Source organism: Embleya sp. NBC_00896 (assembly GCF_045207785.1).
GTDB lineage: Bacteria > Actinomycetota > Actinomycetes > Streptomycetales > Streptomycetaceae > Embleya.
Genome location: NZ_CP108776.1, coordinates 5,160,122 through 5,186,067, shown reverse-complemented (window position 1 = coordinate 5,186,067; position 25,946 = coordinate 5,160,122). Strand labels below are relative to the sequence as shown.

Annotated in this window: 18 protein-coding genes; 4 read left to right on the top strand and 14 right to left on the bottom strand. The window is 71.1% G+C overall.

Features of this window, described 5'->3' with window-relative positions:
* Nucleotides 1-5 precede the first annotated feature (5 nt).
* The 5 genes from dxr to OG928_RS23560 form a co-directional block, all read right to left on the bottom strand.
* Nucleotides 6-1,268 carry a 1-deoxy-D-xylulose-5-phosphate reductoisomerase gene (gene dxr / locus OG928_RS23580; protein WP_406287011.1) on the bottom strand — a complete coding sequence of 421 codons (1,263 nt, stop codon included), beginning with the start codon at nt 1,266-1,268 and terminating at the stop codon, nt 6-8.
* 138 nt (nt 1,269-1,406) lie between these two features.
* On the bottom strand, nt 1,407-3,332 hold the full coding sequence (locus tag OG928_RS23575; protein WP_406287008.1) for an acyl-CoA dehydrogenase family protein: 1,926 nt from the start codon (nt 3,330-3,332) through the stop codon (nt 1,407-1,409).
* A gap of 198 nt (nt 3,333-3,530) precedes the next feature.
* A complete protein-coding gene (locus tag OG928_RS23570; RefSeq protein ID WP_406287005.1) occupies nt 3,531-4,973 on the bottom strand; it encodes an aldehyde dehydrogenase family protein in 1,443 nt (480 codons plus the stop codon).
* A gap of 107 nt (nt 4,974-5,080) precedes the next feature.
* On the bottom strand, nt 5,081-6,592 hold the full coding sequence (locus OG928_RS23565; RefSeq protein WP_406287003.1) for a PucR family transcriptional regulator: 1,512 nt from the start codon (nt 6,590-6,592) through the stop codon (nt 5,081-5,083).
* Between the two features lie 45 nt (nt 6,593-6,637).
* Nucleotides 6,638-9,007 carry a hypothetical protein gene (locus OG928_RS23560; protein ID WP_406287001.1) on the bottom strand — a complete coding sequence of 790 codons (2,370 nt, stop codon included), beginning with the start codon at nt 9,005-9,007 and terminating at the stop codon, nt 6,638-6,640.
* A gap of 269 nt (nt 9,008-9,276) precedes the next feature.
* Here OG928_RS23560 and gabT point away from each other — a divergent pair, with 269 nt between their 5' ends.
* Complete coding sequence (gene gabT, locus OG928_RS23555; protein ID WP_406286999.1) at nt 9,277-10,632, top strand: 4-aminobutyrate--2-oxoglutarate transaminase; 1,356 nt, start codon at nt 9,277-9,279, stop codon at nt 10,630-10,632.
* Between the two features lie 132 nt (nt 10,633-10,764).
* Here the strand turns inward: gabT and OG928_RS23550 are convergent, their stop codons facing one another.
* A complete protein-coding gene (locus OG928_RS23550; RefSeq protein ID WP_406286996.1) occupies nt 10,765-11,211 on the bottom strand; it encodes an anti-sigma factor antagonist in 447 nt (148 codons plus the stop codon).
* 535 nt (nt 11,212-11,746) lie between these two features.
* On the opposite strand from OG928_RS23550, the gene OG928_RS23545 reads away from it, so the two are divergent.
* Both OG928_RS23545 and OG928_RS23540 read left to right on the top strand, forming a co-directional pair.
* Complete coding sequence (locus OG928_RS23545; RefSeq protein WP_406286994.1) at nt 11,747-12,400, top strand: phosphatase PAP2 family protein; 654 nt, start codon at nt 11,747-11,749, stop codon at nt 12,398-12,400.
* 322 nt (nt 12,401-12,722) lie between these two features.
* Nucleotides 12,723-14,138: an APC family permease gene (locus OG928_RS23540; RefSeq protein ID WP_406286992.1), complete on the top strand. Its 1,416-nt coding sequence runs from the start codon at nt 12,723-12,725 to the stop codon at nt 14,136-14,138.
* Nucleotides 14,139-14,230: 92 nt separating this feature from the next.
* Here the strand turns inward: OG928_RS23540 and OG928_RS23535 are convergent, their stop codons facing one another.
* From OG928_RS23535 to OG928_RS23500, 8 genes are all read right to left on the bottom strand, one after another.
* Nucleotides 14,231-15,025, bottom strand: a complete 795-nt coding sequence (locus OG928_RS23535; protein ID WP_406286991.1) for a tyrosine-protein phosphatase — start codon at nt 15,023-15,025, stop codon at nt 14,231-14,233.
* A gap of 67 nt (nt 15,026-15,092) precedes the next feature.
* Complete coding sequence (locus tag OG928_RS23530; RefSeq protein WP_406286988.1) at nt 15,093-16,052, bottom strand: metallophosphoesterase; 960 nt, start codon at nt 16,050-16,052, stop codon at nt 15,093-15,095.
* A gap of 188 nt (nt 16,053-16,240) precedes the next feature.
* Nucleotides 16,241-17,788: a CoA-acylating methylmalonate-semialdehyde dehydrogenase gene (locus OG928_RS23525; protein WP_406286987.1), complete on the bottom strand. Its 1,548-nt coding sequence runs from the start codon at nt 17,786-17,788 to the stop codon at nt 16,241-16,243.
* 182 nt (nt 17,789-17,970) lie between these two features.
* The gene (locus OG928_RS23520; RefSeq protein WP_406286986.1) at nt 17,971-19,401 is read right to left on the bottom strand and encodes an NAD(P)/FAD-dependent oxidoreductase; all 1,431 of its coding nucleotides are present in this window, start codon (nt 19,399-19,401) and stop codon (nt 17,971-17,973) included.
* A 106-nt stretch (nt 19,402-19,507) separates the two neighbouring features.
* Nucleotides 19,508-20,308, bottom strand: a complete 801-nt coding sequence (locus tag OG928_RS23515) for an ABC transporter permease (RefSeq protein ID WP_406286984.1) — start codon at nt 20,306-20,308, stop codon at nt 19,508-19,510.
* A complete protein-coding gene (locus OG928_RS23510; protein ID WP_406291151.1) occupies nt 20,308-21,237 on the bottom strand; it encodes an ABC transporter permease in 930 nt (309 codons plus the stop codon). The genes OG928_RS23515 and OG928_RS23510 overlap by 1 nt, the downstream gene beginning before the upstream one ends.
* A 5-nt stretch (nt 21,238-21,242) precedes the next feature.
* Nucleotides 21,243-22,394, bottom strand: coding sequence for an ABC transporter ATP-binding protein (locus OG928_RS23505; RefSeq protein WP_406286981.1), 1,152 nt, complete (start codon nt 22,392-22,394; stop codon nt 21,243-21,245).
* A gap of 107 nt (nt 22,395-22,501) precedes the next feature.
* Nucleotides 22,502-23,998, bottom strand: coding sequence for a gamma-aminobutyraldehyde dehydrogenase (locus tag OG928_RS23500; RefSeq protein WP_406291149.1), 1,497 nt, complete (start codon nt 23,996-23,998; stop codon nt 22,502-22,504).
* Between the two features lie 326 nt (nt 23,999-24,324).
* Here OG928_RS23500 and OG928_RS23495 point away from each other — a divergent pair, with 326 nt between their 5' ends.
* Nucleotides 24,325-25,938 carry a PucR family transcriptional regulator gene (locus OG928_RS23495; protein ID WP_406286978.1) on the top strand — a complete coding sequence of 538 codons (1,614 nt, stop codon included), beginning with the start codon at nt 24,325-24,327 and terminating at the stop codon, nt 25,936-25,938.
* Nucleotides 25,939-25,946 lie beyond the last annotated feature (8 nt).

Genomic DNA, 25,946 nt, shown 5'->3' with positions numbered 1-25,946 from the left:
CAGGGTCAACGGGGTTCTCCTCCGTGGGCGATGATCTCGCGTGCCCGTCGGCGCGCCCAGTCCTCCGCGTCGAGGACGTCCTCCAGCGTCAGCTGGTTGCCGTCCCCGCGTACATCATGTTCGCCCACCACTCGGGCAACCGTGTCGGTGATGCCGTTGAACTTCAGGTGTCCCGCGACGAACGCGTCCACACACTCCTCGTTCGCCGCGTTGAACACGGCCGGCACGGTGCCGCCGGCCCGACCCGCGTCGCACGCGAGCCGCACGGCCGGGAAGGCCTCGTGGTCGAGCGGGAAGAACTCCCACGTGGACGCCTTGGTCCAGTCGCAGCCGGCCGCCGCGTTCGGCACCCGGTCGGGCCAGGACAGGCCGAGCGCGATCGGCAGCCGCATGTCCGGCGGCGACGCCTGCGCGAGCGTGGAGCCGTCGACGAACTCGACCATCGAGTGCACGATCGACTGCGGGTGCACGACGACCTCGATCCGGTCGAACGGAATGTCGTAGAGCAAGTGTGCCTCGATCACCTCCAGCCCCTTGTTGACCAGGGTCGCCGAGTTGATCGTGATCACCGGGCCCATGTCCCACGTGGGGTGGGCCGCGGCCTCCTTCGGGGTGACGTCGACGAGGTCCGCGCGCTTTCGGCCCCGGAACGGGCCGCCGCTGGCGGTCACCACGAGCCGCGCGACCTGGTCGGCCCGGCCGCCGCGCAGGGCCTGGATCAGCGCGGAGTGCTCGGAGTCGACCGGGACGATCTGGCCGGGCTTGGCGATCGCCTTGACCAGCGGGCCGCCGACGATCAGCGACTCCTTGTTGGCCAGTGCGAGGGTGCGGCCGGCGGTCAGCGCGGCGAGCGTGGGGGCCAGGCCGATCGAGCCGGTGATGCCGTTGAGCACGACGTCGCACGGATGCGCGGCGAGCTCGGCCGCGGCGTTGCGGCCGGCGAGGATGCGCGGCAGCTTGTACCGCCCCTTGGCGTAGCCGCGTTTTTGCGCCTCGGCGTAGAAGGCGAGTTGGAGGTCCTGTGCGGCGGACGCCTTGGCGACCGCGACGACCTCGACCTCGAGTTCGAGCGCCTGCCGCGCGAGCTCGTCCACCCGACCGCCGCCGGCGGACAGGCCGACGATCCGGAACAGCTCGGGGTGGGCACGCACGACGTCGATGGTCTGGGTCCCGATGGACCCGGTGGATCCGAGCAGGACGACGTCCCGCCGGGCGGTCGGCTGGTCGGGGGCGGCGAAGGGCGCGTACGGATCGGCCAGGGAGTCCATCCGACCATTGTGTCCCGGGCCGCCGGGCGCGGGAGCGCAGGTCCGTCGATTGCCCCGACGTGCCTGCCCCGGGGCGGGCGTGCCGGGCCGGGCCGGGCCGGGCCGGCGGGGGTCGAGCCCGCCGGCCGCGGCGCCGGGTCAGCCGACCGGCCGGTGCACGTTGTCGACCTTGGACGGTCCCGGGGTCGCGTCGGCGATCCAGGGGCCCTCCGTGGACGGGTCGAGGACACCCTCCTCCAGCCACAGGTGCCGGCCGGCGAGCACGCCCTCGACCGCCTTGACGTCCAGCGCGTCGGTGTTGGTCCACAGCCGCCCGAACAGCTCCTCGACCCGCACGTGCGCCTGGCGGCAGAACAGGTCGGCGAGTTCGTACGCGGCCCGGCCCCGCTCCGGGTCCTGGCGGCGCAGCATGTCGGCCCGCACGCACACCGCGCTCATCGCGAACAGCTCGGCGCCGATGTCGACGATCCGGCCCAGGAAGCCCTGCTTGCGCTCCATCGCGCCCTGCCAGCGGGCCATCCCGTAGAACGTCGAGCGGGCGAGCCGGCGCGAGGCGCGCTCGACGAAGCGCAGGTGCGGGGCCAGCCCGGGCCCGTCGACCGGGGTGAACTCGCGGTAGGAGGTGGGCACCTGGCCCTTGCCGGTGACCAGCTTGGGCAGCCACTTGGCGTAGAAGACGCCCGCGTCGGCGGCGGCCTTGCCCTTGGCCTTGAGGTTCGCCTCGGGGTCGATGATGTCGCCTGCCACGGCCAGGTGCGCGTCCACCGCCTCGCGCGCGATCAGCAGGTGCATGATCTCGGTCGAGCCCTCGAAGATCCGGTTGATCCGCATGTCGCGCAGCATCTGCTCGGCCGGCACGCCGCGTTCGCCGCGGGCCCGGAGCGAGGCGGCGGTCTCGTAGCCGCGGCCGCCGCGAATCTGCACGAGTTCGTCGCTGACCAGCCAGCCCACCTCGGACGCGTACAGCTTCGCGAGCGCGGCCTCGATCCGGATGTCGCGTCGGTCCTCGTCGGCCATCCGGGCGGTGAGTTCGAGCACCGCCTCCAGGGCGAACGCGCTCGCCGCGATGTACGCGATCTTGCCCGCGACCGCCTCGTGTCCGGCGATCGGCCGGCCCCACTGCTCGCGCTCGCCGGCCCACTCGCGCGCGACCTTGAGCGACCACTTGGCCGCGCCCACGCACATCGCGGGCAGCGAGAGCCGGCCGGTGTTGAGCGTGGTCAGCGCGATCTTCAGGCCCGCGCCCTCGGCGCCGATCCGGTTCGCGGCGGGCACCCGCACGTTGTGCAGGCGGGTGACGCCGTTCTCGATGCCGCGCAGGCCCATGAAGGCGTTGCGGTTCTCGACGGTGATCCCGGGGCTGTCGGCGTCCACGACGAAGGCTGTGATGCCGCCGCGCCGGCCCTCGGCCTTGGGCACCCGGGCCATCACCACGAGCAGGCCGGCCACCACGCCGTTGGTGGTCCACAACTTCACGCCGTCGAGGACGTACGCCTCGCCGTCCTCGGTCGGCACCGCGGTGGTGGCCAGCCGGGCCGGGTCGGAGCCGACGTCCGGTTCGGTCAGCAGGAACGCGCTCACCTCGCGCACGCAGCGCGGCAGGAACTCGCGCTTCTGCGCGTCGGTGCCGAACATCTTGACCGGCTGCGGTACGCCGATCGACTGGTGCGCGGACAGCAGCGCGCCGAGCGCGGCGTTGACCGAACCGACCAGGACCAGGGCCTTGTTGTAGTAGAGCTGGCTCAGGCCCAGGCCGCCGTACTCGGTGTCGATCTTCATCCCGAGCGCGCCGATCTCGGCGAGGCCCTTGAGTACCTCGTCCGGGATTTTCGAGTCGCGTTCGATCACCGCGGGGTCCACGCGGGTGGCGAGGAACTCCCGCAGGATCGCGAGGAAGTCCTCCCCGCGCCGGATCTCCTCCGCGTCGGCCTCGGGGTGGGGGTGGACCAGATCGAGCCGAAAGCGGCCGAGGAACAGTTCCTTCGCGAAACTGGGCTTGTCCCAATCCTGTTGACGCGCTTCCTCGGCGACCTTGCGGGCTTCGCGTTCGCTGACAGGGGGCATGGCGGACTCCTCGCGGACTCGCAGCGGAACCGACGTTGTTACCGGCCGGTGTTACCTGCCCGTGCGCTTCCAATGAATGCCGGGAGAAGGCCGTTTGTCCAGAGCTATGCCACCGTTGCGGTCAAGACATGCGAAACGCGCGAAAGGGCCCGGCGGCACCACCCCAGGTGGCCGGGCCCTTCGTTCATGGGGGTGCGCCTACAGGGTGAGGCCCGTCAGCACCATCACGCGCTCGTACGTGAAGTCGTCCATCGCGTACGCGACGCCCTCGCGGCCGACGCCGGAGTTCTTCGCGCCGCCGTACGGCATCTGGTCGGCGCGGTAGGACGGGGCGTCGCCGATGATCACGCCGCCCACCTCCAGCTCGCGCTGGGCCCGGAAGGCGGTCTGGATGTCGTGCGTGAACACGCCCGCCTGGAGGCCGAAGTCGGAGTCGTTGACGGCGGCGAAGGCCGCGTCGGTGCCGTCCACCCTGGTCAGCGTCAGGACCGGGCCGAAGACCTCCTCGCACGCGATCGTGACGCCGTCGGGGACCTCACTGAGCACGGTCGGCGCGTAGGACGCGCCGTCGCGCGTACCGCCGACGAGCACCTTTGCGCCCGCCTGCACGGCCTCGTCGACCCACGCCTGCACGCGCTCCGCGGCGGCCACGCTGACCAGCGGGCCGACGTCGACCGTCTCGTCCTCCGGGTCGCCGGTGACCTGCGCGGCGACCTTCTCGACGATCTTCTCGACCAGGCGGTCGTAGACGCTCGCGTCCGCGATCACCCGCTGCACCGAGATGCAGGACTGGCCGCCCTGGTAGTTCGAGAACGTCGCGATCCGCTGCGCGGCCCATTCCAGGTCGGCCTCGGAGGACCAGTCGGCGAGCACGACGGCGGCGGCGTTGCCGCCCAGCTCCAGGGTCACGTGCTTGCGCGGCACGGAGTCCATGATGCTCCAGCCGACCGGGCCCGAGCCGGTGAACGAGATGACCGGCAGGCGGTCGTCCTTGACCAGGGCCGGCATCCGGTCGTTGGGCACCGGCAGCACGCTCCACGAGCCGGCCGGCAGGTCGGTCTCGGCCAGGATCTCGCCGAGCACGAGCGCGGACAGCGGGGTGGCCGGGGCGGGCTTGAGGATGATCGGCGCGCCGACGGCGATCGCGGGGGCGACCTTGTGCGCGACCAGGTTGAGCGGGAAGTTGAACGGCGCGATGCCCAGGACGACGCCCTTGGGGATCCGGCGGACCAGCGCGTAGCGGCCGGTGCCGCCCGCGTCGGTGTCCAGGCGCATGCCCTCGCCGTTGAACCGGCGGGCCTCCTCGGCGGCCCAGCGGAACACCGATACGGCGCGGCCGACCTCGCCGCGCGCCCACTTGATCGGCTTGCCGTTCTCGGCGGTGATCAGCCGGGCGATCTCCTCGGCGCGCTCGCCGAGCCGCTTGGCGACGTGGTCGAGGGCCGCGGCGCGCCGGTAGGCGGGCAGCGCGGCGAACTCGTGGACGCAGGCGTGCGCGGCGGCGACGGCCTCTTCGATCTGGGCGTCGGTGGGCTCGGAGACCCGGCCGACGACCCGGCCGTCGTACGAGTTCGTGACGTCGAAGGCCGTCTCGCCGGTGGCCTGGCGGCACGCCGACCAGAACGCGTGGGTGGTGGTCACTGCTGCTCCTTCTCCGTCAACGGGCACCGATGATCCCGGTGAGCCCACGGTAAAGGGATCGCCCGCTCGGGTTTTTGTCCATGCCGGCCAAGTGCGATGCGTCGGCGCTACGACTTGTCCTCGCGCGGGTCGCGCAGCGCGAGCCACAGCTCGGCGCGGGTGTCCGGATCGTCCAGGGTACGGCCGAGGATCTCCTCGGCCCGGCGGATCCGGTAGCGCAGGGTGTGCCGGTGAACGCCCAGGTCACCGGCCGCCGCGTCCCACTGCCCGTGCCGGGCCAGCCACGCGCGCAGCGACTCGACCAGATCGCCCCGCCCGCCCACGTCGTGCGCGCGCAGCGGGGCCAGGAGTTGCCCGGCCCACGCGTGCACGGCGTCCCCGTCGAGCAGCGGCAGCAGTCCCCCGGCGTCCCGGCCGTGCACGGTCAGCGCCTTCTCCGAGCGCAGGCCCACCGCGTGCGCGCCGAGCGCCTGCCGGTAGCCGTCGGCCGCGGCGGCCGGCTCGACCGGGCCGGACACGCCCGCGATCAGGCCCGGCAGGTCGGTCGGCTCGACCGGCTCGACCGCGTCGGGCAGCACGAGCACGGTGGCCCCGGCGAGCAGGCCGGTGAGCGCGGGCGTGCCGGCCCGGACGGCGGGCGCGCCCACCCGCTCGGCGAACGCCGCCACGATCGGCTCCGGTCCGGTCGCCACCACCACCCGCCACGGCCCCGGCGGCAGGTCTGCGGCGATGTCGTGGGCCAGCTCGGCGGGCGTCGCGCGCTCGCCGGTGAGCAGCAGCCGCAGCAACGCGGTGCGCATCCGGGCCCCCGCGTCGGCGCTCTCCCGGGATTGTTCGAGGGCGAGGGTGAGCAGCGACGCGGCGGTGCCCACGGTCTGCCGGTCGGCGGTGCGCGGGGGCCGGTCGGTGCCCACGGCCAGGAATCCGCTGATCCTCCGTTCGGCGCCGAGCGACTGGACCACGACCCGTCCGTCGCCCTCGACCCCCTGCAGGGACGCGGACGACGGCGCCGGCATCCCGCGCAGCTTGTCGATGTCGGCCCGCAGCGCGTCGGTGCGCGAGCGCGCGGCGGCCGGCGCGACCTGGCGCAGCGTGCCGTCCGCGTCGTAGAGCGCGGCCCAGCCGTCCAGCCGGGCCGCGAGCCGGCGGACCAGCGACGCGGCGCCCTCGCGCCCGGCGGCGGCCCGGGTCAGCTCCTGCTGGACCGCGAACCCGGTCGTGACGGTCTCGTACTGCTCGGCCGCCAGCGCCGAGGAGACGACCTTGCTGATCGCGATGAAAGGCGTCGGTCGCGGCACCTCGAACACCGGGAAGCCGTGCTGCTCGGCGGCCTCGACGATGACCGCGGGCACCCGGTCGAGCGAGAGCCCCACCCCGATGCCCAGCCCGGCGACCCGGGCCGCCGCGAGCCGGTCCACGTACGCGCGGCGCTCGGCGTTGGTGCGGCCGAGCTTCATCCCGGTGGTGAGCAGCAGTTCGCCGCCCTCCAGGTAGGGCGTGGGATCGGCGAGTTCACTCGTGTGCACCCACCGGACCTCGCGGTCGAGCCCGCTCTCGCCCGCGAGCACCCGCAGGTCGAGGGCGGGTGCGCGGACCAGTGAGGCGAGGGTGGGCGGCATGTGGGCGTTGTCCAGACTGGAGTGGGGGGAGGCTTCCAGTCTGACTCAGTGGCCGAGATCGATCAGCACGGGAGGGGTTCGCTCGCCCTTTCGGGTGGTGAGGCTGACGATCGCGTGCCGTGTGGGCAGGTCGCCGGTGATCTCCGCCGGGGACCAGCGGTAGCGCTCGACCGTGCGCGTGGTGACCCGCTCGGAGCGGCCGCTGGCCTTGTCGCCGAACAGCGAGCCCATGACCGAGTACCGCGCGCGCTTGAGCAGACCGCCCTCGGGTGTGCCCCTCGTGATCGAGCGCTCCTGCTCCTTGGTCATCCCCCAGTGCTCGGCGAACAGTTCGGCGTCGGCGCGCGAGGCGCCCGGTACGACGGCCTTGCAGCCGGCCGCGGCGAACACCGTGTGCCGCAGCGCGGGCGCGAGGTCGTCGAGCGAGCGCACCGACAGCACCAGGCCGGCCCGGCGGTTGCGGGCCCATTGCAGGCCCTTGGCCGCGTACTCGTCCACGAGCCGCCCGGCGTCGTCGGCGACCAGGCACGCGAACACCTTGCGCGGCCCGCGCTCGCGTCGGGGCGTGGCCATCGCCTGGACGAACTGGGACAACACGAGCCGGCCGATCAGCCGCGCCGCCTCGGGGTGCGCGGCCTCGTTGAGCGCGATCCGCACCCGCAGCGGTCGGTGGATGTCGCCCGCCGCGAACCGCACGCGGTCGGGCCCGAACAGGCCCGCGACGCCCGGCCGTTCCAGCACCGCGAGCCGCTGGACGAGCAGCCGCGCGGCGTCGTCGCCGCGAGCCATCGCCCGCAGCGCGCGTTCGTGTTCGGCGAATCGGTCGGCCGCGCGCAGCGCCTGCTCCAGGGCCGCCAGCGCGGCCTCGGTGCCGTCGAGCAGGTCCAGCAGGGTGCCGACCTCGGGGTAGCGCCCGTGCGCGGCCACGTGCGCGGCAAGCACCTGGCGCAGCACGTTGCTCGCGCCGTCCGCGAGCCCGATCGCGTTGGGCGGCAACGCGGCGGCCGCGAGCCGGTCGGCGGCGTCCTCGGGCGACGCCGCGCCGCCGTACAGGTCCAGGCCGGAGGGCGAGTCGGGGTCGCCGACGATCACCTCGCGGTCGTAGCCGCCGGGGCGTTCGAACTCGTCGCCCTTGGCGTCGATGACCACGAGCGACGCGGTGCCGGTGAGCGCGCGCAGGCTCATCGCCTCGACCACGGGTTCGAGCAGGCGGCCCGGCTCGCCGGCCCGGGCCGCGCCGACCACAAGCATCGACGCGCCGAGCACGTCGGGGTCGAGCCCGAAGGCGGTCTCGCGGTAGACGGCGGGGTTTCGCGAGTGGTCGGTGCCGATGCCGACCCGCACCTGGCCGGTCAGCAGGTCGTGCTCGGCCCGGCGGGGTCGCACGTCGCGCTGTCCGGAGCCGTGTCGGCAGGCCGCGGCGCCGTGGTCGGTGATCTCGTCGGCCACGTCGGCGAGGTATTCGGCGTCGTGGTCGCCGGCCTCGATGACCCGGCGCAGGCGCAGGTAGTCCACGTCCCGCAGACGGCCCGCGTCGACCTCGTCGTCGAGCACGTCGGCCGCCTCGTGCAGCCCGGCCTCGCGCAACTCGGGCCACAGGTCCGCATCGGCGACCGCGGCGTCCTCGTCCTCGGCGGCGCTCGCGTTCTCGCGCGGGGTCAGCACGTACGGCTTGAGCACCACGTCCCAGCGGCCCAGTCGGCCGGCCAGGAACAGGAACGCGCCGTTGTACAGCAGCCGGACCAACCACTGCCCGTCGTGCAGGAGCCCGCGCGGGAAGATCAGCAGGAGCAGTTCGACGAACGGCCGCATGAGCGCGATCCAGGCGACGAAGCCGAGCACCAGGAACAGCGCGGCCCGGCGGAACTGTTCGGGGCGCGGACGCCCGTTCAGTTCGGCGCGCCGGTCCAGCCGCTGCCACCGCGGCCGCAGGTAGGGCCACACCAGTTCGTGCCAGCGGCCGAGGTAGCCGAAGAAGACGACCAGCACGACGTAGAGCAGGTTGTTGAACAGCAGCGGCCAGACGAACTCGGGCAGGACCTTCCGGACCAGCCAGACATAGGCGAGTATCACCCAGTTCAGGCTGAGCACGCCGATCACCAGCCACAGCACGGCCCGGCGGATCAGCGCGCCGTCCGGGCGCGTGCGCGCCTCGCGTTCGAGTTCCTTGAGCTTGATCTCCCGCGCGTCGCGGCCGTATCCGTACACGCCCGGGGCGTCCCGGTGACGCGGGCCGCGGAGCCACCCGCGCAGGTCGAAGCCGTCGGGGTCGACGGCCCGGCGGGGTCGCGCCGGGGGCGGTACGCGCGTCTCGGCGGCCCGCGCGCGGCGGGCCGGCGTCGGGCGGGTGTCGTCCGCGAAGGCCGCGGCCTCGAAAGCCGGCGATGCCGGGGGCTCCGGCCGTTCCACGTCCACGTCTCGTCCTCCCGGAACCACGCCTTCGACACGACTCAATCTAGGTGCCGGACCCGCTGTCGTGATGATCATTCCGGTGCGAGTCCCACGCGTGTTCGTACACGCCCGTCTCCGGTCTTGTTCCCGGCCGGCTTTTGTCCATCCCGGACACAAGCAACCGGGTGACTCACCGATGCGGCGCATGCGGCGCGGGTGGCGCGGCGCCTAGCCTGCTCGTATAGGACCGCGGTGCCACCGCGTACCCCCGCATCGACCCATAGGAGACCAGCATGGGCGCTTCGCAGCCCGGTGGGCCCTCGCTCCCGCAGGAGCGCCGGCTCGTCACCGCCATCCCCGGCCCGAAGTCGACCGAGCTGATGACGCGCCGGAACAAGGCGGTCGCGCGCGGCGTCAGCACGACCCTGCCGGTCTTCGTGACCCAGGCGGGCGGCGGCGTGGTCGTCGACGTGGACGACAACTCGCTGATCGACTTCGGCTCCGGCATCGCCGTGACCAGCGTGGGCAACTCGGCCGAGGGCGTGGTGCGTCGCGCGTCCGAGCAGCTCCAGCGGTTCACCCACACGTGTTTCATGGTGACCCCGTACGAGTCGTACGTGGCCGTCGCCGAGCAGCTCAACGAGCTGACCCCGGGTGACCACGAGAAGCGCACCGCGCTGTTCAACTCCGGCGCCGAGGCGGTGGAGAACGCGATCAAGATCGCGCGCGCCCACACCAAGCGCCCCGCCGTCGTCGTGTTCGACCACGGCTACCACGGCCGGACCAACCTGACGATGGCCCTGACGGCGAAGAACATGCCGTACAAGGAGTCGTTCGGCCCGTTCGCGCCCGAGGTCTACCGCGTCCCGGTCGCCTACCCCTTCCGCTGGCTGACCGGCGCGGACAACTGCGCCGACGAGGCCGCCGCGCAGGCGATCGACGTCATCACCAAGCAGATCGGCGCGCACAACGTCGCCGCCGTGGTGATCGAGCCCATCCTCGGCGAGGGCGGCTTCATCGAGCCGGCCAAGGGCTTCCTGCCGAAGATCGTCGAGTTCTGCAAGGCGAACGGCATCGTCTTCGTCGCGGACGAGATCCAGACCGGCTTCTGCCGCACCGGCCAGTGGTTCGCGTGCGACGACGAGGGCATCGTCCCGGACCTGATCACCACCGCCAAGGGCATCGCGGGCGGCCTGCCGCTCGCCGCCGTCACCGGGCGCGCCGAGATCATGGACGCCGCCCATGCGGGTGGCCTCGGTGGCACGTACGGCGGCAACCCGGTCGCCTGTGCCGCGGCGCTCGGCGCGATCGAGACCATGCGCGGCCTCGACCTCAACGGCGCGGCCCGCCGGATCGGCGAGATCATGCTGGCTCGCCTGGGCACGATGCAGGAGAAGTTCGCCGAGATCGGCGAGGTTCGCGGTCGCGGCGCGATGATCGCGATCGAGCTGGTCAAGCCGGGCGGCAAGGAGCCGAACGCCGAGCTGGCCGCCGCCGTCGCCAAGGCGTGCCACGCGGAGGGCGTGCTGGTCCTCACCGCGGGCACCTACGGCAACGTGCTGCGCTTCCTGCCGCCGCTGGTGATCCCGGAGCACCTGCTCGTCGAGGGTCTGGACGTGCTGGAGACCGCGTTCGCGAACGCGGTCTGATCCGCCGGGGCACCCCCGACGCCACGAACCCCCCGTCCACCGGATGACTCCGGTGGACGGGGGGTTCGGCGTTCGGGGGAAACTCGACCGGAAAGCGACGTTCGAACGCGCTCCGGGGCGCGAGCGAAGGGGTCAGATCCGCGGTCGGCGCGGCGCCGGGGCGATCCGCTCGACCATCGTCAGACCCGGCACGGTGTCCCATCCGCACAGCGCGAGGACGCGCAGCATCTGTCGGCTCGCGCCGACGAGGACCATGTGCCCGCCGCGCCGAGCCAGCATGCCCGCCTGGTCGACGAACACGCGCAGTCCCGCGACGTCGATGAAGACCAGCTTGCTCACGTCGACCCGGATGTCGCCGCCGTCGCGGGCGGCGGACGACAGGACGCGGCGCACCACGTCCACGTTGGCGAGGTCGATCTCGCCTTCGAGGCGAAGGCCGCGGGGCCGGGTCATGCGCACCACCCGCAGCTGGCGGTCGCTGGTCAGGACCACACCCATCGCACCCGCGCCCCGACCCGGTCGGGGCTCCACCGAGGAATCGAACACGGCACCGCCCGCCTTGACGCCCTTGGAAACCACCGGAGCCTCGGTCCGGCGGACGCGCCCGCTCCCCGCAGGGGCCGGGATGCACGGCACGCGGTATGTCGAGTAATCGGACTCTTCAACCACCTGGCCAACCCTACCTTTGCGTGCTGACAGCAGAGGGGCGATCGACGACATTGCGTCAATGCGACGTCACTCGAGCCACCGTCTATTTGTCCTGCTTACGACTGTTCTCCGCGTACTTGGACCCTCCGGGACGGCCGATGTCACGCGGCACGCGCTGTGACCCCGCTCACATCCTCCATGGACCCAACGTACAGCGTGTATGTCTCGCCTTCCAGAGCGCCTTTCAGAGCGTGGAGAACGTGTGCAGGCTTTGTGACAAGGCTGGGATCAGGGAACTTGTCGACCTGTTCTCCGCGTATCTTCGAGTGAGATGCACAGACCTTCCTCCGACATCGGCCCTGAGCAAGCCGGTGGCCGCCCCGGGACAACGCCCCCCGTTCCGGGGCGGCGGTCTGTTCACTCACAGTACACGCGTGGCCTCGTAGCGACGCTGATCCTGTCGATCGTGCTGCTCGTGCTGACGGTCGCGGTAGTGGCCGAAAGCGACCCCCTCCGCACGCTCGATCGCACCGTCCGGGACGCGGTCCGCGACCTGGCCGCCGGGCCCGGCACGGCCTGGCTGGACGGCCCGGCGCACGCGTTGGCCGACCTGGGCGGGCCGGTCCCCGGCGGGATCGTACTCGCCGCGGCAGCGCTGTTCGCGACCCGGCGCCTGCGCCGGGCGTACCCGATCCTCGTCTGTCTCGGCGCGGTCGCGGTCGTGATGATCGCGGTGATCGGCGGCAAGGACCTGATCGGCCGGCCGGGCCCCGGCGAGTCGCCGGTGACGGCCGACCAGTGGGGTTTCTTCCCGTCGGGGCACACCGCGACCTCGACGATCTGCTACGGCCTCGCCGTGCTCCTGCTCGGGCGTGTCGGGTCGGCGGCGGCGCGGCGGCGATGGCACGCGGGCGCGGCGGTGCTGTGCGCCCTGATCGGGTTCGCGCTGCTGTGGTGCGACTACCACTGGCTCGCCGACGTGGTCGCGGCGTGGGCGCTGTGCGGGATCGTGCTGTGGGCGGCGGCCCGGATCCTGGACGCCGCCGGGCTCGGAGCTCGGCCGCCCGCTTCGCCGCCGTCTCCATCGCCGCCCGTAATCCGGTCATCGTCCGATCGATGATCCGACCCCGCCGGCCGCGGCCGGCGGCAGGTCGGTGTGCGCGAGGACGCGGTCGACCATGGCCGGAGGCCATCTCGACAGGTGAACGGTGAGAGAACTTTTCCCGCAACTTAATCTGCGGATTACGCGGCATCAGATGCCAGCTTGCAGCGACATGCGGTGAAATCTGGGCGTACAACCTACGGAATCAGTTGCTAACGGGATCTTGACGCATGTTCATACGGGCGTTTGTATTACGCCGCACCGTTCGGAAGGTTCGAACGGCTCACCATCCGTCCCGGAGGCGATAACCGCACCCCGCTGTCCTGCAGAGGTAGCGCACATGGCTGTAGAAACAACCCCACCGCCGGCCGGGACCGCGACGCCAGTCACGCTCGATGTCGACGGTGCGCCCGCACCGCTCAAGCGATCCATCGGTGTTCTCGGTGGCACGCTCCTGACCCTCTCCTGTCTGACCCCCGCTTCCTCGCTCTTCGTGATCGTTCCGGGGATGTTCGCGGACCTGGGCTCCGGCACCGCGCTGGCCCTGGTCGTGGCCGCCGTCCTGTGCATCGGCGTCGCGTTCTGCTACTCCGAGCTCGGCACGCTCATCCCCAGCGCCGGCGGCGAGTACGCCATGGTCGGCACCCTGATGGGCCGCTTCATGGGCTGGCTGGTCTTCATCATCGCCACGATCGTGGTGATGATCGTGCCGCCGATCATCGCGCTGGGCACCGCCGACTATCTGACCTCGATCGCGACGATCGACATGATGTGGGCCGGCGCCGCGGTGATGATCCTGGCGACCATCATGGGTCTGCTCGACCTGCGCGCGAACGCGTGGGTGACCGGCGTCTTCCTGTCCCTGGAGGTCGTGGCCGCGGCCATCGTCGCCTTCCTCGGCTTCGCGAACGTCCACCAGTCGGCCTCGACGCTGGTCAAGCCCGAGGTCGTCGTGGACGCCGCGTCGAACACCACCGACCCGCTCAAGATGGGCCTGTTGATCGCCGGCATGGCCGGCGCGCTGTTCGCCCTGCAGGGCTTCTCCACGGCGGTCTATCTCGCCGAGGAGATGGAGAACCCGCGGCGCACCGTCTCGCGCACGGTCCTGTGGACCCTGGGCCTGGGCGGCGTGATCCTGATCGTCCCGACGATCGCAATCTCGCTGGGCGCGCCGGACCAGGCGACCCTGGCGGGCGGCGACATCCTCGGCCTGGTCGAGGGATGGTCGAACCACGGCATGGCGACCTTCATCGGCCTGTGCATCGCGCTCGCGATCATCAACGCCGGCGTGGTCATGGTGATCCAGAACTCCCGCGTGGTCTACGCCTCGGCCCGCGACCGGGCCTGGCCCGAGCCGATCAACCGGGCCTTCGGCAAGGTGAACCGGTTCGGTTCGCCGTGGATCTCGACGCTCGTCGTCGGGGTGCCCGGCGCGCTCCTGTGCTTCGTGGACCTGGAGATCCTCGGCGAGGTCACCGGTGTCGCGGTCGCCGCGCTCTACCTGGTCGTGGCCGGCGCCGCGCTGGCCGCCCGCCGCGGCACGCACAAGGGCACGCAGGCGTGGCGGATGCCGCTGTGGCCGGTGGTGCCGATCGCGCTCATCGCGTCCATGGTCTACGTGCTGACCGAACAGCCGATCCGCGCGCTGCTGATCACGGGCGGGGTGCTGGTGGTCGCCTCGCTGTACTGGCTGCTGTACCTGCGCCCGCGCCAGGACACCCGCTGGAAGATCAAACTGATGGCCGACGACTCCTGATCGGTCCGCGACCGTCGCCCGCCCCGGTGCGGTGTCTCCTCCGCGAGTCACCGCACCGGGGCGTCGTCCTCCGCGCGCTCGGTCGGGCGCGCTCAGTCCTCCACCAGCGCCGCCCGCAGCCGTTCGAGCCGGTCCGCGTCCAGGCCCAGGCCCCGCTCCAGGTAGGCGTCGAAGCCGCCCCAGTGCGTGTCCATGACCTCCAGGGCGCCGCGCAGGTACTCCTCGCGCACCTCCAGGAACGGCTGGAACAGCTCCAGCAGACCCGGTCGCATCGCGAGCTTGTCGGTGTTCGGCTCGTAGCGGTTGCCCGGCTCGTTGCTCACCAGGTAGTTCGCCACCACGTCGTCGTGCGAGACCCCGACGATCCGCTGGATCAGGGCCGCCGCTATGCCCGCGCGGTCCTTGCCCGCCGAGCAGTGCACGACCACCGGCAGGCCGTCGGCCTCGGTCATCGCGCGCAGCATCGCGGCGTGCTTGTCGACACGATTCGACACCTGGTCGCGATAGTCCGCCGCGATCGACTGCTCCGCGCGCCCGTTGCCGAGCCGCTCGCGCAGCACGCTCATGTCGGCGCTGCGCAGTTGCCCCCAGAAGTCGGAGTGCCGGGCCGGGTCGCTCATCGGCAGGTTGAGCCACGTCGCGCCCTCGGGCAGCACGTCGGCGCCGTCCAGCTCGATGTCGGCCGGGCTGCGCAGGTCCACCACGAGCCGGATGCCCAGGCCCGCGATGGTCGCGCGGTCCGCCTCGGTGGGCTTGGCCAGGTGGCCGCTGCGGAAGTAGCGACCGGAGCGCACCCGTCGCCCGTCGGCGGTCGGCAGGCCGCCGATGTCGCGGAAGTTGCGGACCCCTTCGAGAGTGAGTCCGGCGTCCGCCTGATGTTGTGTCACGTGTCTCCTCGTGCTGGTGTCCGGGTCCGTGCGGGCGCCGGTCGCGACCGCGATCGGCGCCGGGATCTCAGTGCTCGCGAACGGGACGCGGTTCCCCGAAGCGCCGCTCGAACTGCTCGTCGGTCATCGCGCGCAACTCCTCCACCCGCACCAGGCCGGTCATCAGCTCGGTGAGGAAGCGCGGCGCGGGGGTGCTCCGCAGGGCATCGGTGATCGGGCCGGGAGCGGTGTGCGCGAGGGTGTCGACCCGGCCGTCGGGGTGCAGCGTGAAGGTGCGGTAGCCGGGGCCGTCGAAGGTCCCGCCGACGTAGTCGATGCTGAAGGTCGTCGAGGGCGCCACGAAGACGGGCACCCCCGCGAACTCGCCCTCCAGGCCGCCGTGCAGGTGGCCGCCGGCGATCGCCCGGATCCGCGGGAAGTCGCGCACCAGTGCGGCGAGTCGGCCGGAGGGGTCCAGGGTCGGGCAGATCTCGGCGAGTGGCGGCTGGTGCACGAACACGAGCACGTGCTCGGCGTCCGACCCGGTCAGGATCTCCCTGGCCCGCGCGGCGTCGGGGGCGCTCACCTCGGGGCCCGAGGCCAGCGTCATCCGCTCGTCGAGGTCGCGGTACACGCCCTCGCCGACGTGCTCGCGCCCGAGCGCGTTGGTGTCGACCATGAGCAGCAGCCACGGGCCCACCCGGACGGCCGGTTCGAGGTGGACGCCGGTGCGCGGCAGGCAGGCCGTGTAGGTGTCGTGCCGATCGTGGTTGCCCGGGAGGCAGTACACCGGGAGCGGAAGCGCGTCCAGGATGTCGCCGAGGGCGTTGTAGGCGCCCGCGGAGCCGGTGTCGGCCAGGTCTCCGGACGCGATCAGCACATCGGCCGCGGCGATCGCGTCGGCGGCGTCGGCGAGTGCCGCGGCCAGGCCGTCCGCGGGATCGTGTCGCACCAGACCGTGGCCGCCCGGCGCGTCCCGGTAGTGCACGTCCGAGATCTGGATCAAGCGGACGGCGCCGGCGCCGGTCGTACTGTCTTCGATGGGCATGTGCCGTTCCCCTGTCACGTGCGCGGCGGCCGTCGACTGATCATCTGACGACCCGTCACGCATGCTGCCAGGGAAGGCGTGCGGAAGAAATGGCGAAGCCCGCCGGACCACGTCATTGGGGTCCGGCGGGCTTCGCCCGGAGTGCTTTCCAGCTGGGTTTGCGGTGTTGCGAGGGTGCTCGACCGACGTCAGTCGTTGGTCGGGAAGCCCAGGTTGATGCCGCCGTGGCTCGGGTCGAGCCAGCGCTGCGTGACGACCTTGCCGCGGGTGAAGAACTGCACGCCGTCGGCGCCGTACGCGTGCAGGTCGCCGAAGAGCGAGTTCTTCCAGCCGCCGAACGAGTAGTAGGCGACCGGGACCGGGATCGGCACGTTGATGCCGATCATGCCGACCTCGACCTCGTTCTGGAACTTGCGGGCCGCGCCACCGTCGTTGGTGAAGATCGCGGTGCCGTTGCCGTACGGGTTGGCGTTGATCAGGGCCAGACCCTCGTCGTACGACTCGACCCGGACGACGGACAGGACCGGGCCGAAGATCTCGTCGGTGTAGATCGACATCTCGGGGGTGACGTTGTCGAACAGCGTCGGGCCCACCCAGTAGCCGTCGGCGGTGTCGTCACCGTCGATGGGGTGCTCGCGGCCGTCCACGACCATCGTCGCGCCCTGGTTCACGCCGGCCTCGACGTACGACAGCACCTTGTCCGCGTGCTGCCGGGTGACCAGCGGGCCCATCTCGGAGGTGGCCTGGCAGCCCGCGCCGACGCGGAGCTTGGTCATCCGCTCCTTGATCTTGGCGATCAGCTCGTCGGCGATCGGCTCGACCGCGACCAGGGCCGAGATCGCCATGCAGCGCTCGCCGGCCGCACCGAAGCCGGCGTTGACCGCGGCGTCGGCGACCAGGTCGAGGTCGGCGTCCGGAAGCACCAGCATGTGGTTCTTGGCGCCGCCGAGGGCCTGCACGCGCTTGCCGTAGCGGGTGCCGTTCTCGTAGACGTACTTGGCGATCGGGGTCGAGCCCACGAAGGACACGGACTTGATGTCCGGGTGCTCCAGGATGCGGTCGACGGCGACCTTGTCACCGTGCACGACGTTGAAGACGCCGTCGGGCAGGCCGGCCTGCTTCCACAGGTCCGCGAGGAAGTTCGCGGTCGAGGGGTCCTTCTCGCTCGGCTTGAGGATCACCGTGTTGCCGGTGGCGACCGCGATCGGGAAGAACCACATCGGGACCATCGCCGGGAAGTTGAACGGCGAGATGATCGCGACCGGACCCAGCGGCTGGCGGATCGAGTAGACGTCGATGCCGGTCGACGCCTGCTCGGAGTGGCCGCCCTTCTGCAGGTGCGGGATGCCGCAGGCGAGCTCCACGACCTCCTGGCCGCGGGCGATCTCGCCGAGCGCGTCGGAGTGCACCTTGCCGTGCTCTTCGACGATGATCGCGGCGAGCTCGTCCTTCTTGGAGTTGAGCAGCTCGCGGAAGTTGAAGAGCACCTGGGAGCGCTTTGCCAGCGAGGCGTTCTTCCACGTGGCGAACGCGCGGACGGCGACCGAGACGGCCTCGTCGACCTCGGCCACCGAGGCGAAGTCGACCGTGCCGGTGACCTTGCCGGTGGCGGGGTTGTGGATGTCGCCCCGACGCTCCGAGGTGCCGGTCCACTCCGCGTTGGCGATCCAGTGGGTTACGTGCTTCGTCAAGGGTCTTGCCTTCCGGGGATACGGTGCTTGGCCGAGGGGCCGCATAAGCCCCGTACAGGGCCAGTCTCGCCGCCCGTTGAACGCGCCTCAAGCTTCAGACTGTCGGCGGTTGGCACGTTCGCCTTACAGACCGTCTCGACACCACCCTTCCACGGCCTGCCGGGGCCGCTGAAGGGCGTTCCGGAAGCCGGGTGGGACGCCTGCCCACCCGGCTCACCGGCGCGCTGCTAGCTGTCGAAGCCCATGCCGACCTTGTCCAGGGCCTTGAGCCACAGGTTGCGCTTGCCGCCGTTCTTGTCGGCGCGGTCCATCGACCACTTGGTCATCGAGACGCCGGCCCACTTGATCGGTTCCGGGGGGAACGGGAGCGGCTTGGTGCGGACCATCTTGAGCTCGGTGCGCTCGGTGGGGCGGCCGTCGAGTTTGTCGAGCATGACCTCCGCGCCGAACCGGGTCGCGCCCACGCCCAGGCCGGTGTAGCCCATCGCGTACGCGACCTTGCCCTTGTACGCCGTGCCGAAGAACGCCGAGAAGCGGCTGCACGTGTCGATCGCGCCGCCCCACGTGTGGGTGAAGCGCAGACCGTCGAGCTGCGGGAACGTGTCGAAGAAGTGCTGCGCGAGCTTCGCGAACGTCTCCGGCCGCTGGTCCAGGTCCGAGGACAGCTTGGAGCCGTAGTGGTAGATGGCGTCGTAGCCGCCCCACAGGATCCGGTTGTCCGCGCTGAGCCGGTAGTAGTGGAACTGGTTGTTCGTGTCGCCGATGCCCTGGCGGTTGCGCCACCCGATCGACGCGAGCTGCTCCTCGCTCAGCGGCTCGGTCATCATCGCGTAGTCGTAGACCGGGACCACGAACGGTCGAAGCCGCTTGACCAGCGACGGGAACACGTTCGTACCGAGCGCCACGTTGCCGGCGAACACCCGGCCGTACGCCGTCTTGAGCACCATGCCCGAACCGTGCTCGGCCAGCTCGGTGGCCTTGGTGCGCTCGTAGATCCGCACGCCGAGCGACTCGCACGCGGCCTTGAGGCCCCACGCGAGCCGGGCCGGGTCGACCATGGCGCAGCCGGTCTTGTCCCAGACGCCCGCCAGGTAGGTCGGCGAGGCCACCTCGGCCCGCACCTGGTCCTGATCCAGGAAGGTCAGCTCGGTGCCGTACCGCCCCGCGAGCTCGATCTCCTCGCGCAGTTCCTCGACCTGGTGCGGCTGGGTCGCGACGTTCAGCTCGCCGGTGCGCTCGAACGCGCAGTCGATGCCGTACCGCTTCACCGCCGCCTCGATCTCGTCGAGGTTGTGCTCGCCCAGCTTCTCCAGCTTCGCGAGCTCGTTCGGCCAGCGGTCGAGCCCGTTGTAGAAGCCGTGGGTCAGGCTCGCGGCGCAGAATCCGCCGTTGCGGCCCGAGGCCGCCCAACCGATCTCGTGCGCCTCGATCAGGACCACGTCGCGCGAAGGGTTGCGTTCCTTCGCGATGAGCGCGGTCCACAGGCCCGAGTAGCCGCCGCCGACGATCGCGAGATCGCAGTGGTCGTCGCCCACCAGGGCCGCGAGCGGCTCGGGGCGGGCGGGCTGGTCGAGCCAGAAGGGAACCGGTGCGGCGTCCGCGAGCGAGCGGACGGCCTCGACCGAGGGAGCAGGATCCGACGTGTTCCGGGGACCCATGGGGTTTCACCACTTTCGCGGCGCCCACCGGGACCACCTTGTCGGGTCCCGGCGGTTTCACCGCATAGCTACAGAACTGGGATTGATCATCATGCAACGGGCGAGGCTACGCCCGTTGTCTGGCCCGTCGCGTCGCGCGGATCTGCCCGATCATCACGATCAGCACGGCGATGACGAACATCGCCGAACCGATCACGTTGATCTGCGGCGGAGTGCCGCGCTGCGCCGCGCCGTACACGAACATCGGGAACGTGACGGTGTTGCCCGACGTGAAGTTGGTGATCACGAAGTCGTCGAAGCTCAGCGCGAAGGCGAGCATCGCGCCGGCGCCGATGCCGGGTGCCGCGAGCGGCAGGGTCACCCGCAGGAACACCTGCGTGGGTGAGGCGTAGAGGTCCCCCGCGGCCTCTTCCAACTTCGGGTCCATGCCGAGCACGCGGGCCTTGACCGCGACCACGACGAAGCTCAGGCAGAACATGATGTGCGCGATCAGGATCGTCACGAACCCGGTGTTGATCCGCATGTTCAGGAAGAGCGTGCCGAGCGAGGCGCCCATCACGACCTCGGGCATCGACATCGGCAGGAACAGCAGGGTGTTGATCGCGCCGCGGGCGCGGAAGCGGTACCGGCCGAGCGCGAACGCGATCGCGGTGCCGAGCACGGTGGCCACGATCGTGGACAGGACCGCGATCTTCATGCTGATCGCGACCGAGTCGCAGATGCCCGCGACCCCGCACGGCTCCTTCCACGCGTCGAGCGTGAAGCCGTTCCAGCTGTAGTTGAAGCGCCCGTTCGGGTCGTTGAAGGAGAACATCAGCACGACGATGTTCGGCAGCGTCATGTACCCGAGCGCGAGCAGGCCGAACAGGACGACGACGTTGCGACGCAACCAGTTGACGACGGCCATCAGACCAGGTCCTCCGTCCCCGCCTTGCGGATGTACGCCGTCACCATGAGCACGATCAGGAGCATCAGGATGAACGACAGGGCGGCGGCCGTCGGGTAGTCCAGGACCCGCAGGAACTGGGTCTGGATGACGTTGCCCGCCATGCCGGTGTCGGGCGAACCGAGCCATTGGGCGTTGACGTAGTCGCCGGACGCCGGGATGAACGTGAGCAGCGTGCCGGAGACCACGCCCGGCAGCGACAGCGGGAAGGTGACCTTCGCGAAGGTCGTCCGCGGCGACGCGTACAGGTCGCCGGCCGCCTCGTGCAGGCGCGGGTCGATCCGCTCCAGACAGGCGTACAGCGGCAGCACCATGAACGGCAGGAAGTTGTACGTCAGACCGCAGATCACCGCGAGCGGCGTCGCGAGCACCCGATCGTCCTGGGTGAGCCCGAGGAACGCCGTCACGTTGGTGAAGTGCAGCGTGTTGAGCACGTCCACGACGATGCCGTTGTCCGCGAGGATCGTCTTCCAGGCCAGCGTGCGGACCAGGAAGCTGGTGAAGAACGGCGCGATGACCAGCACGAGCCACATGCCGCGCCACTTGCCGGCCTTGAACGCGATCGCGTACGCGACCGGGTAGCCGATCAGCAGACACAGCACGGTCGCGGCGGCCGCGTACCCGAACGAGCGCAGGAACTGCGGGTAGTACTGGTCGATCGCGTCCCAGTAGGTCGCCCAGTGCCAGGTGAGGTCGTAGCCCTTGGTCAGGTTGCCGGTCTGCAGCGAGGTGGAGCCCTGGACGGCCATCGGGACCGCGAAGAACACGACCAGCCACAGCAGGCCGGGCGCGAGCAACGCGTACGGCACCCATCTGCCGCGCCGCTTGGGCTCCCGCGTCGGTGCCTTGGTCTCCACACCCCCCACCGAGCCGGTGCCGAGGGTGCCCAGGGCGCTCACGCGGCGTCCTCGATCGCCTCGGCGATGCCCGCGGTCGGATCGCCCGGCTCCAGGCCGAAGCCGTGGCCCGGGTTCCAGTGCAGGGTCACCTTCGCGCCGGGCACGAGGCGCGCGTCGCGCTCCATGTTCTGCTCGAAGACGGTGAACTCCTGGTCCCAGGGCATCCGGACGACGTACTGCGTGGAGACGCCGATGAAGCCGGCGTCCACGATCACGCCGCCTTCGAGACGGTTGCGGTCGTCCGCGACCTTCGCGTCCGCCGCGTAGGTGATGGTGATCTTCTCGGGTCGGATGCCCATCACGATCCGGTCGCCGTCGGCGGCCGAGCGGTCGGCGGGCAGCGCCATCCGGTTGCCCTGCACGTCGAGCAGCAGGTCGCCGTCGGCGCGCCCGGAGACCTTGGCCTCCAGCAGGTTGGACTGGCCCAGGAAGTTCGCCACGAACGTGGTGCGGGGCGATTCGTAGAGTTCGACCGGCGAACCGAGCTGCTCTATTCGGCCGCCGTTCATCACCGCGATGGTGTCGGCCATGGTCATGGCCTCTTCCTGGTCGTGGGTGACGTGCACGAACGTGATGCCCACGTCGGTCTGGATGCGCTTGAGTTCCAGCTGCATCTGGCGGCGCAGCTTGAGGTCGAGCGCGCCCAGCGGTTCGTCGAGCAGCAGCACCTGCGGGGTGTTGATCAGCGCGCGGGCGACCGCGACCCGCTGCTGCTGGCCGCCGGAGAGCTGAGTGGGCTTGCGCTTGGCCAGGTGGCCGAGCTCGACCAGGTCGAGCATGTCCGACACCTGCTTCGCGGTGTCCTTGATCCCCCGACGCTTGAGTCCGAAGCCGACGTTGTCGGCCACGGTCAGGTGCGGGAACAGGGCGTAGTTCTGGAACACCGTGTTGACGGGGCGCTTGTACGGCGGAAGAGCCGTGACGTCGCGGTCGCCGATGCGAACGCTGCCCGTCGAGGGCTGTTCCAGTCCGGCGATCATCCGCAGTGTCGTGGTCTTGCCGCAGCCCGAGGCACCGAGAAGGGCGAAGAACGATCCCTGAGGGATCGTCAGGTCCATGGGGTGGACGGCCGTGAAGTCACCGTAGTGCTTGCTCAGGCCCACCAGGGAGACGTCGCCGGAGACGCCGGCCCGCTGCTGCTCAGTCATGATTCCTCTCGCCGCCCGGCGGGCCGGGGCCTGACCCGGGCCCGTCCGCCGGCCACAAGGACGGCCGAGAACTTCCGTTCCCGGCCGTCGTCTCGAACAGGGTGTGGTTACCGGTCTCCGAAGATCGTGCGGTGCCAGTCCTTGCGGGCGATGCCCGTGCCGTCGTACATGACGTGCTTGACCTGGGTGTACTCGTCGAAGGAGTACTGCGACATGTCCTTGCCGAAGCCGGACGCCTTGTAGCCGCCGTGCGGCATGTCGCTGATGATCGGAATGTGGTCGTTGACCCACACGCAGCCGGCCTGGATCTCCCGGGTCGCGCGCAGCGAGCGGAAGATGTCGCGCGTCCACGCGGACGCGGCCAGGCCGTACGGGGTGTCGTTGGCGAGCCGGATGCCTTCCTCGTCGCTGTCGAACGGCAGCACGACAAGGACCGGGCCGAAGATCTCGTCCTGGACGATCTCGCTGTCCTGCGCCACGTCGGTGACCAGGGTCGGGCGGTAGAACGCGCCCTTGGCGAGCTCGCCGCCGGGGATCTCGCCGCCGGTGACGATGGTGGCGCCGTAGCCGCGGGCACGCTCGACGAAGCCGGCCACCGACTCCTGCTGGCGACGCGAGACGAGCGGGCCCAGGTCGGTCGAGGGGTCCATCGTGTCGCCGAGGCGCACGGTGTCGTACAGCTCCGCGACACCGGCGACGAACGCGTCGTACAGCGGGCGCTGCACGTAGGCGCGGGTCGCGGCGGTGCAGTCCTGGCCCGAGTTGATCAGCGACGCGGCGACCGCGCCGTTGATCGCGGCGTCGAGGTCGGCGTCGTCGAAGACCACGAACGGGGCCTTGCCGCCGAGTTCGAGGTGCAGGCGCTTGACGGTCTGGAGGGCGACCTCGCCGACCCGCTTGCCGACGCCGGTCGAGCCGGTGAACGAGATCATCGACACGTCGCCGTGGCCCATGAGGTATTCGCCGGCGACCCGGCCCTTGCCGGTGATCACGTTGACGACGCCGTCGGGGATGCCCGCGTCGGTGCACGCCCGCGCGAACATCAGCGAGGTCAACGGGGTGATCTCGGCGGGCTTGAGGACGATCGTGTTGCCCGCGGCGATCGCCGGGAGGATCTTCCACGCGGCCATCTGAAGCGGGTAGTTCCACGGCGCGATCGAGCCGACCACGCCGATCGCCTCGCGGCGCACCATCGAGGTGGATCCGGCGGAGTACTCGCCGGCCGCCTTGCCCTCGAGGTTGCGGGCCGCACCCGCGAAGAACGCGGTGTTGTCGATCGTGCCCGGCACGTCGAACTCGGTGGTGAGCCGGATCGGCTTGCCGGCCTGCGCGCTCTCGACCCGCGCGAAGTCGTCGGCGCGCTCTTCGAGCAGCACGGACAGCTTGTTCAGCGCCGTCGCGCGCTCGCCCGGCGTGGCCCGCGACCACTCCTGGAACGCGCCCTTGGCGGCGGCTACCGCCGCGTCCACGTCCGCGGTGCTCGCGAGCGTGATCGTCTCGACCGTCTCGCCGGTCGCGGGGTTGGTGACGTCGAAGGTCTCCCCGGACGAGCCCTGCCGCAGTTGTCCCCCGACGTACTGATGACCTTTGCCGAAGTCCTGCATAGGCATGGGAGCCCTCCAAGGGGATTTTCGATGAGCCGACGGGCACCGTGCGGGGTGGTTATGCGCGTGAGCCGCGTCAGCGTAGGACGATGCCGTTTCGACACGGGGTGCCGCAACAGGCACACCGACAGGTCTGACGACGTGGGCTTTACACGTCGTGAACCGCCTCCCGGGGACCCGGGGGCGAGGCTCAAGATCGTCGGCGACCTGTCACCATGGAAGTGCCGGCGGCCGAGCCGCTTACAGATTGCATACGGATTCCCGCTTCCCCCGGGAACCAACCGCACGTGCGGTCGGGCCGTGGTCAGCTCGCGGAGGTAGTTCACATGTTCCCCACCGTCGCCGACGTACTGGCCCTCGACACCGTCCAGCGCGGCCGTCCGCAGGTGGTCGCGGGCGAGCGCGGCCTGGCTCGGCCGGTCCGCTGGGTGCACATCAGCGAGTTGCCGGACGTGACCCGGCTGCTCAAGGGCGGCGAGCTGGTGATGGCCACCGGCATCGCGCTGCCCGAGGAGCGGGAAGGTCTGCAACGGTACATCCGCGATCTTGTGGAAGTGGACGCGGCCGGGCTCGTGCTCGAACTGGGCCGGCGCTACACCGATCAGCTCCCGCGCGCGCTGGTGGCGGCGGCCGAGCAGGCCGGCCTGCCGGTGATCACGCTGCGCAACGAGACCCGGTTCATCGGCATCACGGAGGCCGTGCACGGGCTGATCATCGACGCGCAGCTGGCCGAACTGCAGGCGTCCGAGGCCGTGCACCAGGCGTTCAACGAGCTCGCGGTCGAGGGCGCCGAGCCCGCCGAGATCGTCCGGCAGGCGTCCCGGATGGCCGGCCGGCCGGTGATCCTGGAGAACCTCGCGCACCAGGTGCTCGCGTACGACGCGGCCGGCATCGTCGCCGAGACCCTGTTGGAGAACTGGGAGGACCGCTCACGCCGGCTCCGGCTGACCGCGCGGACCGATTTCGACGAGCGCACGGGGTGGCTGGTGACCACGGTCGGCGCCCGCGGCCACGACTGGGGCCGGCTGGTTCTGGTCGGTGACGGCACGCCGCCGCCCCCGCAGCAGACGATGCTCCTGGAGCGGGCCGCGTCCACGCTCGCGCTCAACCGGCTCGTGGTGCGGGATCGGGAGAGCCTGGAACGGCAGACCCATCGCACGCTGCTCTCCGGAATCCTGACCCACTCGTACACCGTGGCCGAGGTGACCCTGCGGGCCCGCGCGCTGGGCGTCCCGCTGGAGGGGCGACGGCTGGTCGGCGTGGTGCTGCGGCTGCGGCGGAGCGTGACCCCCGCGGCGCTGGAATCCCAGGCGCGGCTGCGCGACTTCACCGAGATCGCCGCCGCGGCGGTGCGGGAGCGGCGGCTGGCCGCCCTCGTCGGCGGGCTCGACGACGAGAACGTCGGGCTGCTGGTCGCACTCGCCTCGCAGGACACCGAGGACGGCGCGCTCGAAGGCTTCTCGGCCGCGGTCCGGCGGCTGGCGCCGGACCTCGCGGACGACATCGTGGTCGCGGTCGGCTCGTCGGTGGGGGCGGTGCGGGACGCTCGGCGCTCGCTGCTGGAGGCCACCCAGGTCGCCGACGCGGCGCTGCACCAGGGCGGCAAGGCCGCGTTCTATCGGCTGCCGGACGTGCGGTTGCGCGGCCTGTTGCATCTGCTGCGCGACGACGCGCGGCTTCAGACGTACGTCGAGCGCGAACTGGGGCCGCTGCTCGCGTACGACGCCCAGCAGGGCACGCAACTGGTCCCGATGCTGCAGGTGTACCTGGAGCACGGCCGCAACAAGTCGGCGGCGGCGGACGCGGCGCATCTGTCGCGGCCGTCGTTCTACGAGCGGCTGCATCGGATCGAGCGCGTGCTCGGCGTGGATCTCGACCAGGTCGAGAGCTGCCTTTCGTTGCACGTGGCGCTGTTGGGGCTGGAAGCGCTCAGGCGCTAGCGCTTGGG

Bases quoted from the DNA above. Each gene is read 5' to 3' on its own strand.
- dxr (WP_406287011.1), bottom strand. From the start codon at position 1,268: ATGGACTCCCTGGCCGATCCGTACGCGCCCTTCGCCGCCCCCGACCAG.
- OG928_RS23575 (WP_406287008.1), bottom strand. From the start codon at position 3,332: ATGCCCCCTGTCAGCGAACGCGAAGCCCGCAAGGTCGCCGAGGAAGCG.
- OG928_RS23565 (WP_406287003.1), bottom strand. From the start codon at position 6,592: ATGCCGCCCACCCTCGCCTCACTGGTCCGCGCACCCGCCCTCGACCTG.
- gabT (WP_406286999.1), top strand. From the start codon at position 9,277: ATGGGCGCTTCGCAGCCCGGTGGGCCCTCGCTCCCGCAGGAGCGCCGG.
- OG928_RS23540 (WP_406286992.1), top strand. From the start codon at position 12,723: ATGGCTGTAGAAACAACCCCACCGCCGGCCGGGACCGCGACGCCAGTC.
- OG928_RS23530 (WP_406286988.1), bottom strand. From the start codon at position 16,052: ATGCCCATCGAAGACAGTACGACCGGCGCCGGCGCCGTCCGCTTGATC.
- OG928_RS23525 (WP_406286987.1), bottom strand. From the start codon at position 17,788: ATGCGGCCCCTCGGCCAAGCACCGTATCCCCGGAAGGCAAGACCCTTG.
- OG928_RS23520 (WP_406286986.1), bottom strand. From the start codon at position 19,401: ATGGGTCCCCGGAACACGTCGGATCCTGCTCCCTCGGTCGAGGCCGTC.
- OG928_RS23515 (WP_406286984.1), bottom strand. From the start codon at position 20,308: ATGGCCGTCGTCAACTGGTTGCGTCGCAACGTCGTCGTCCTGTTCGGC.
- OG928_RS23505 (WP_406286981.1), bottom strand. From the start codon at position 22,394: ATGACTGAGCAGCAGCGGGCCGGCGTCTCCGGCGACGTCTCCCTGGTG.
- OG928_RS23500 (WP_406291149.1), bottom strand. From the start codon at position 23,998: ATGCAGGACTTCGGCAAAGGTCATCAGTACGTCGGGGGACAACTGCGG.
- OG928_RS23495 (WP_406286978.1), top strand. From the start codon at position 24,325: ATGTTCCCCACCGTCGCCGACGTACTGGCCCTCGACACCGTCCAGCGC.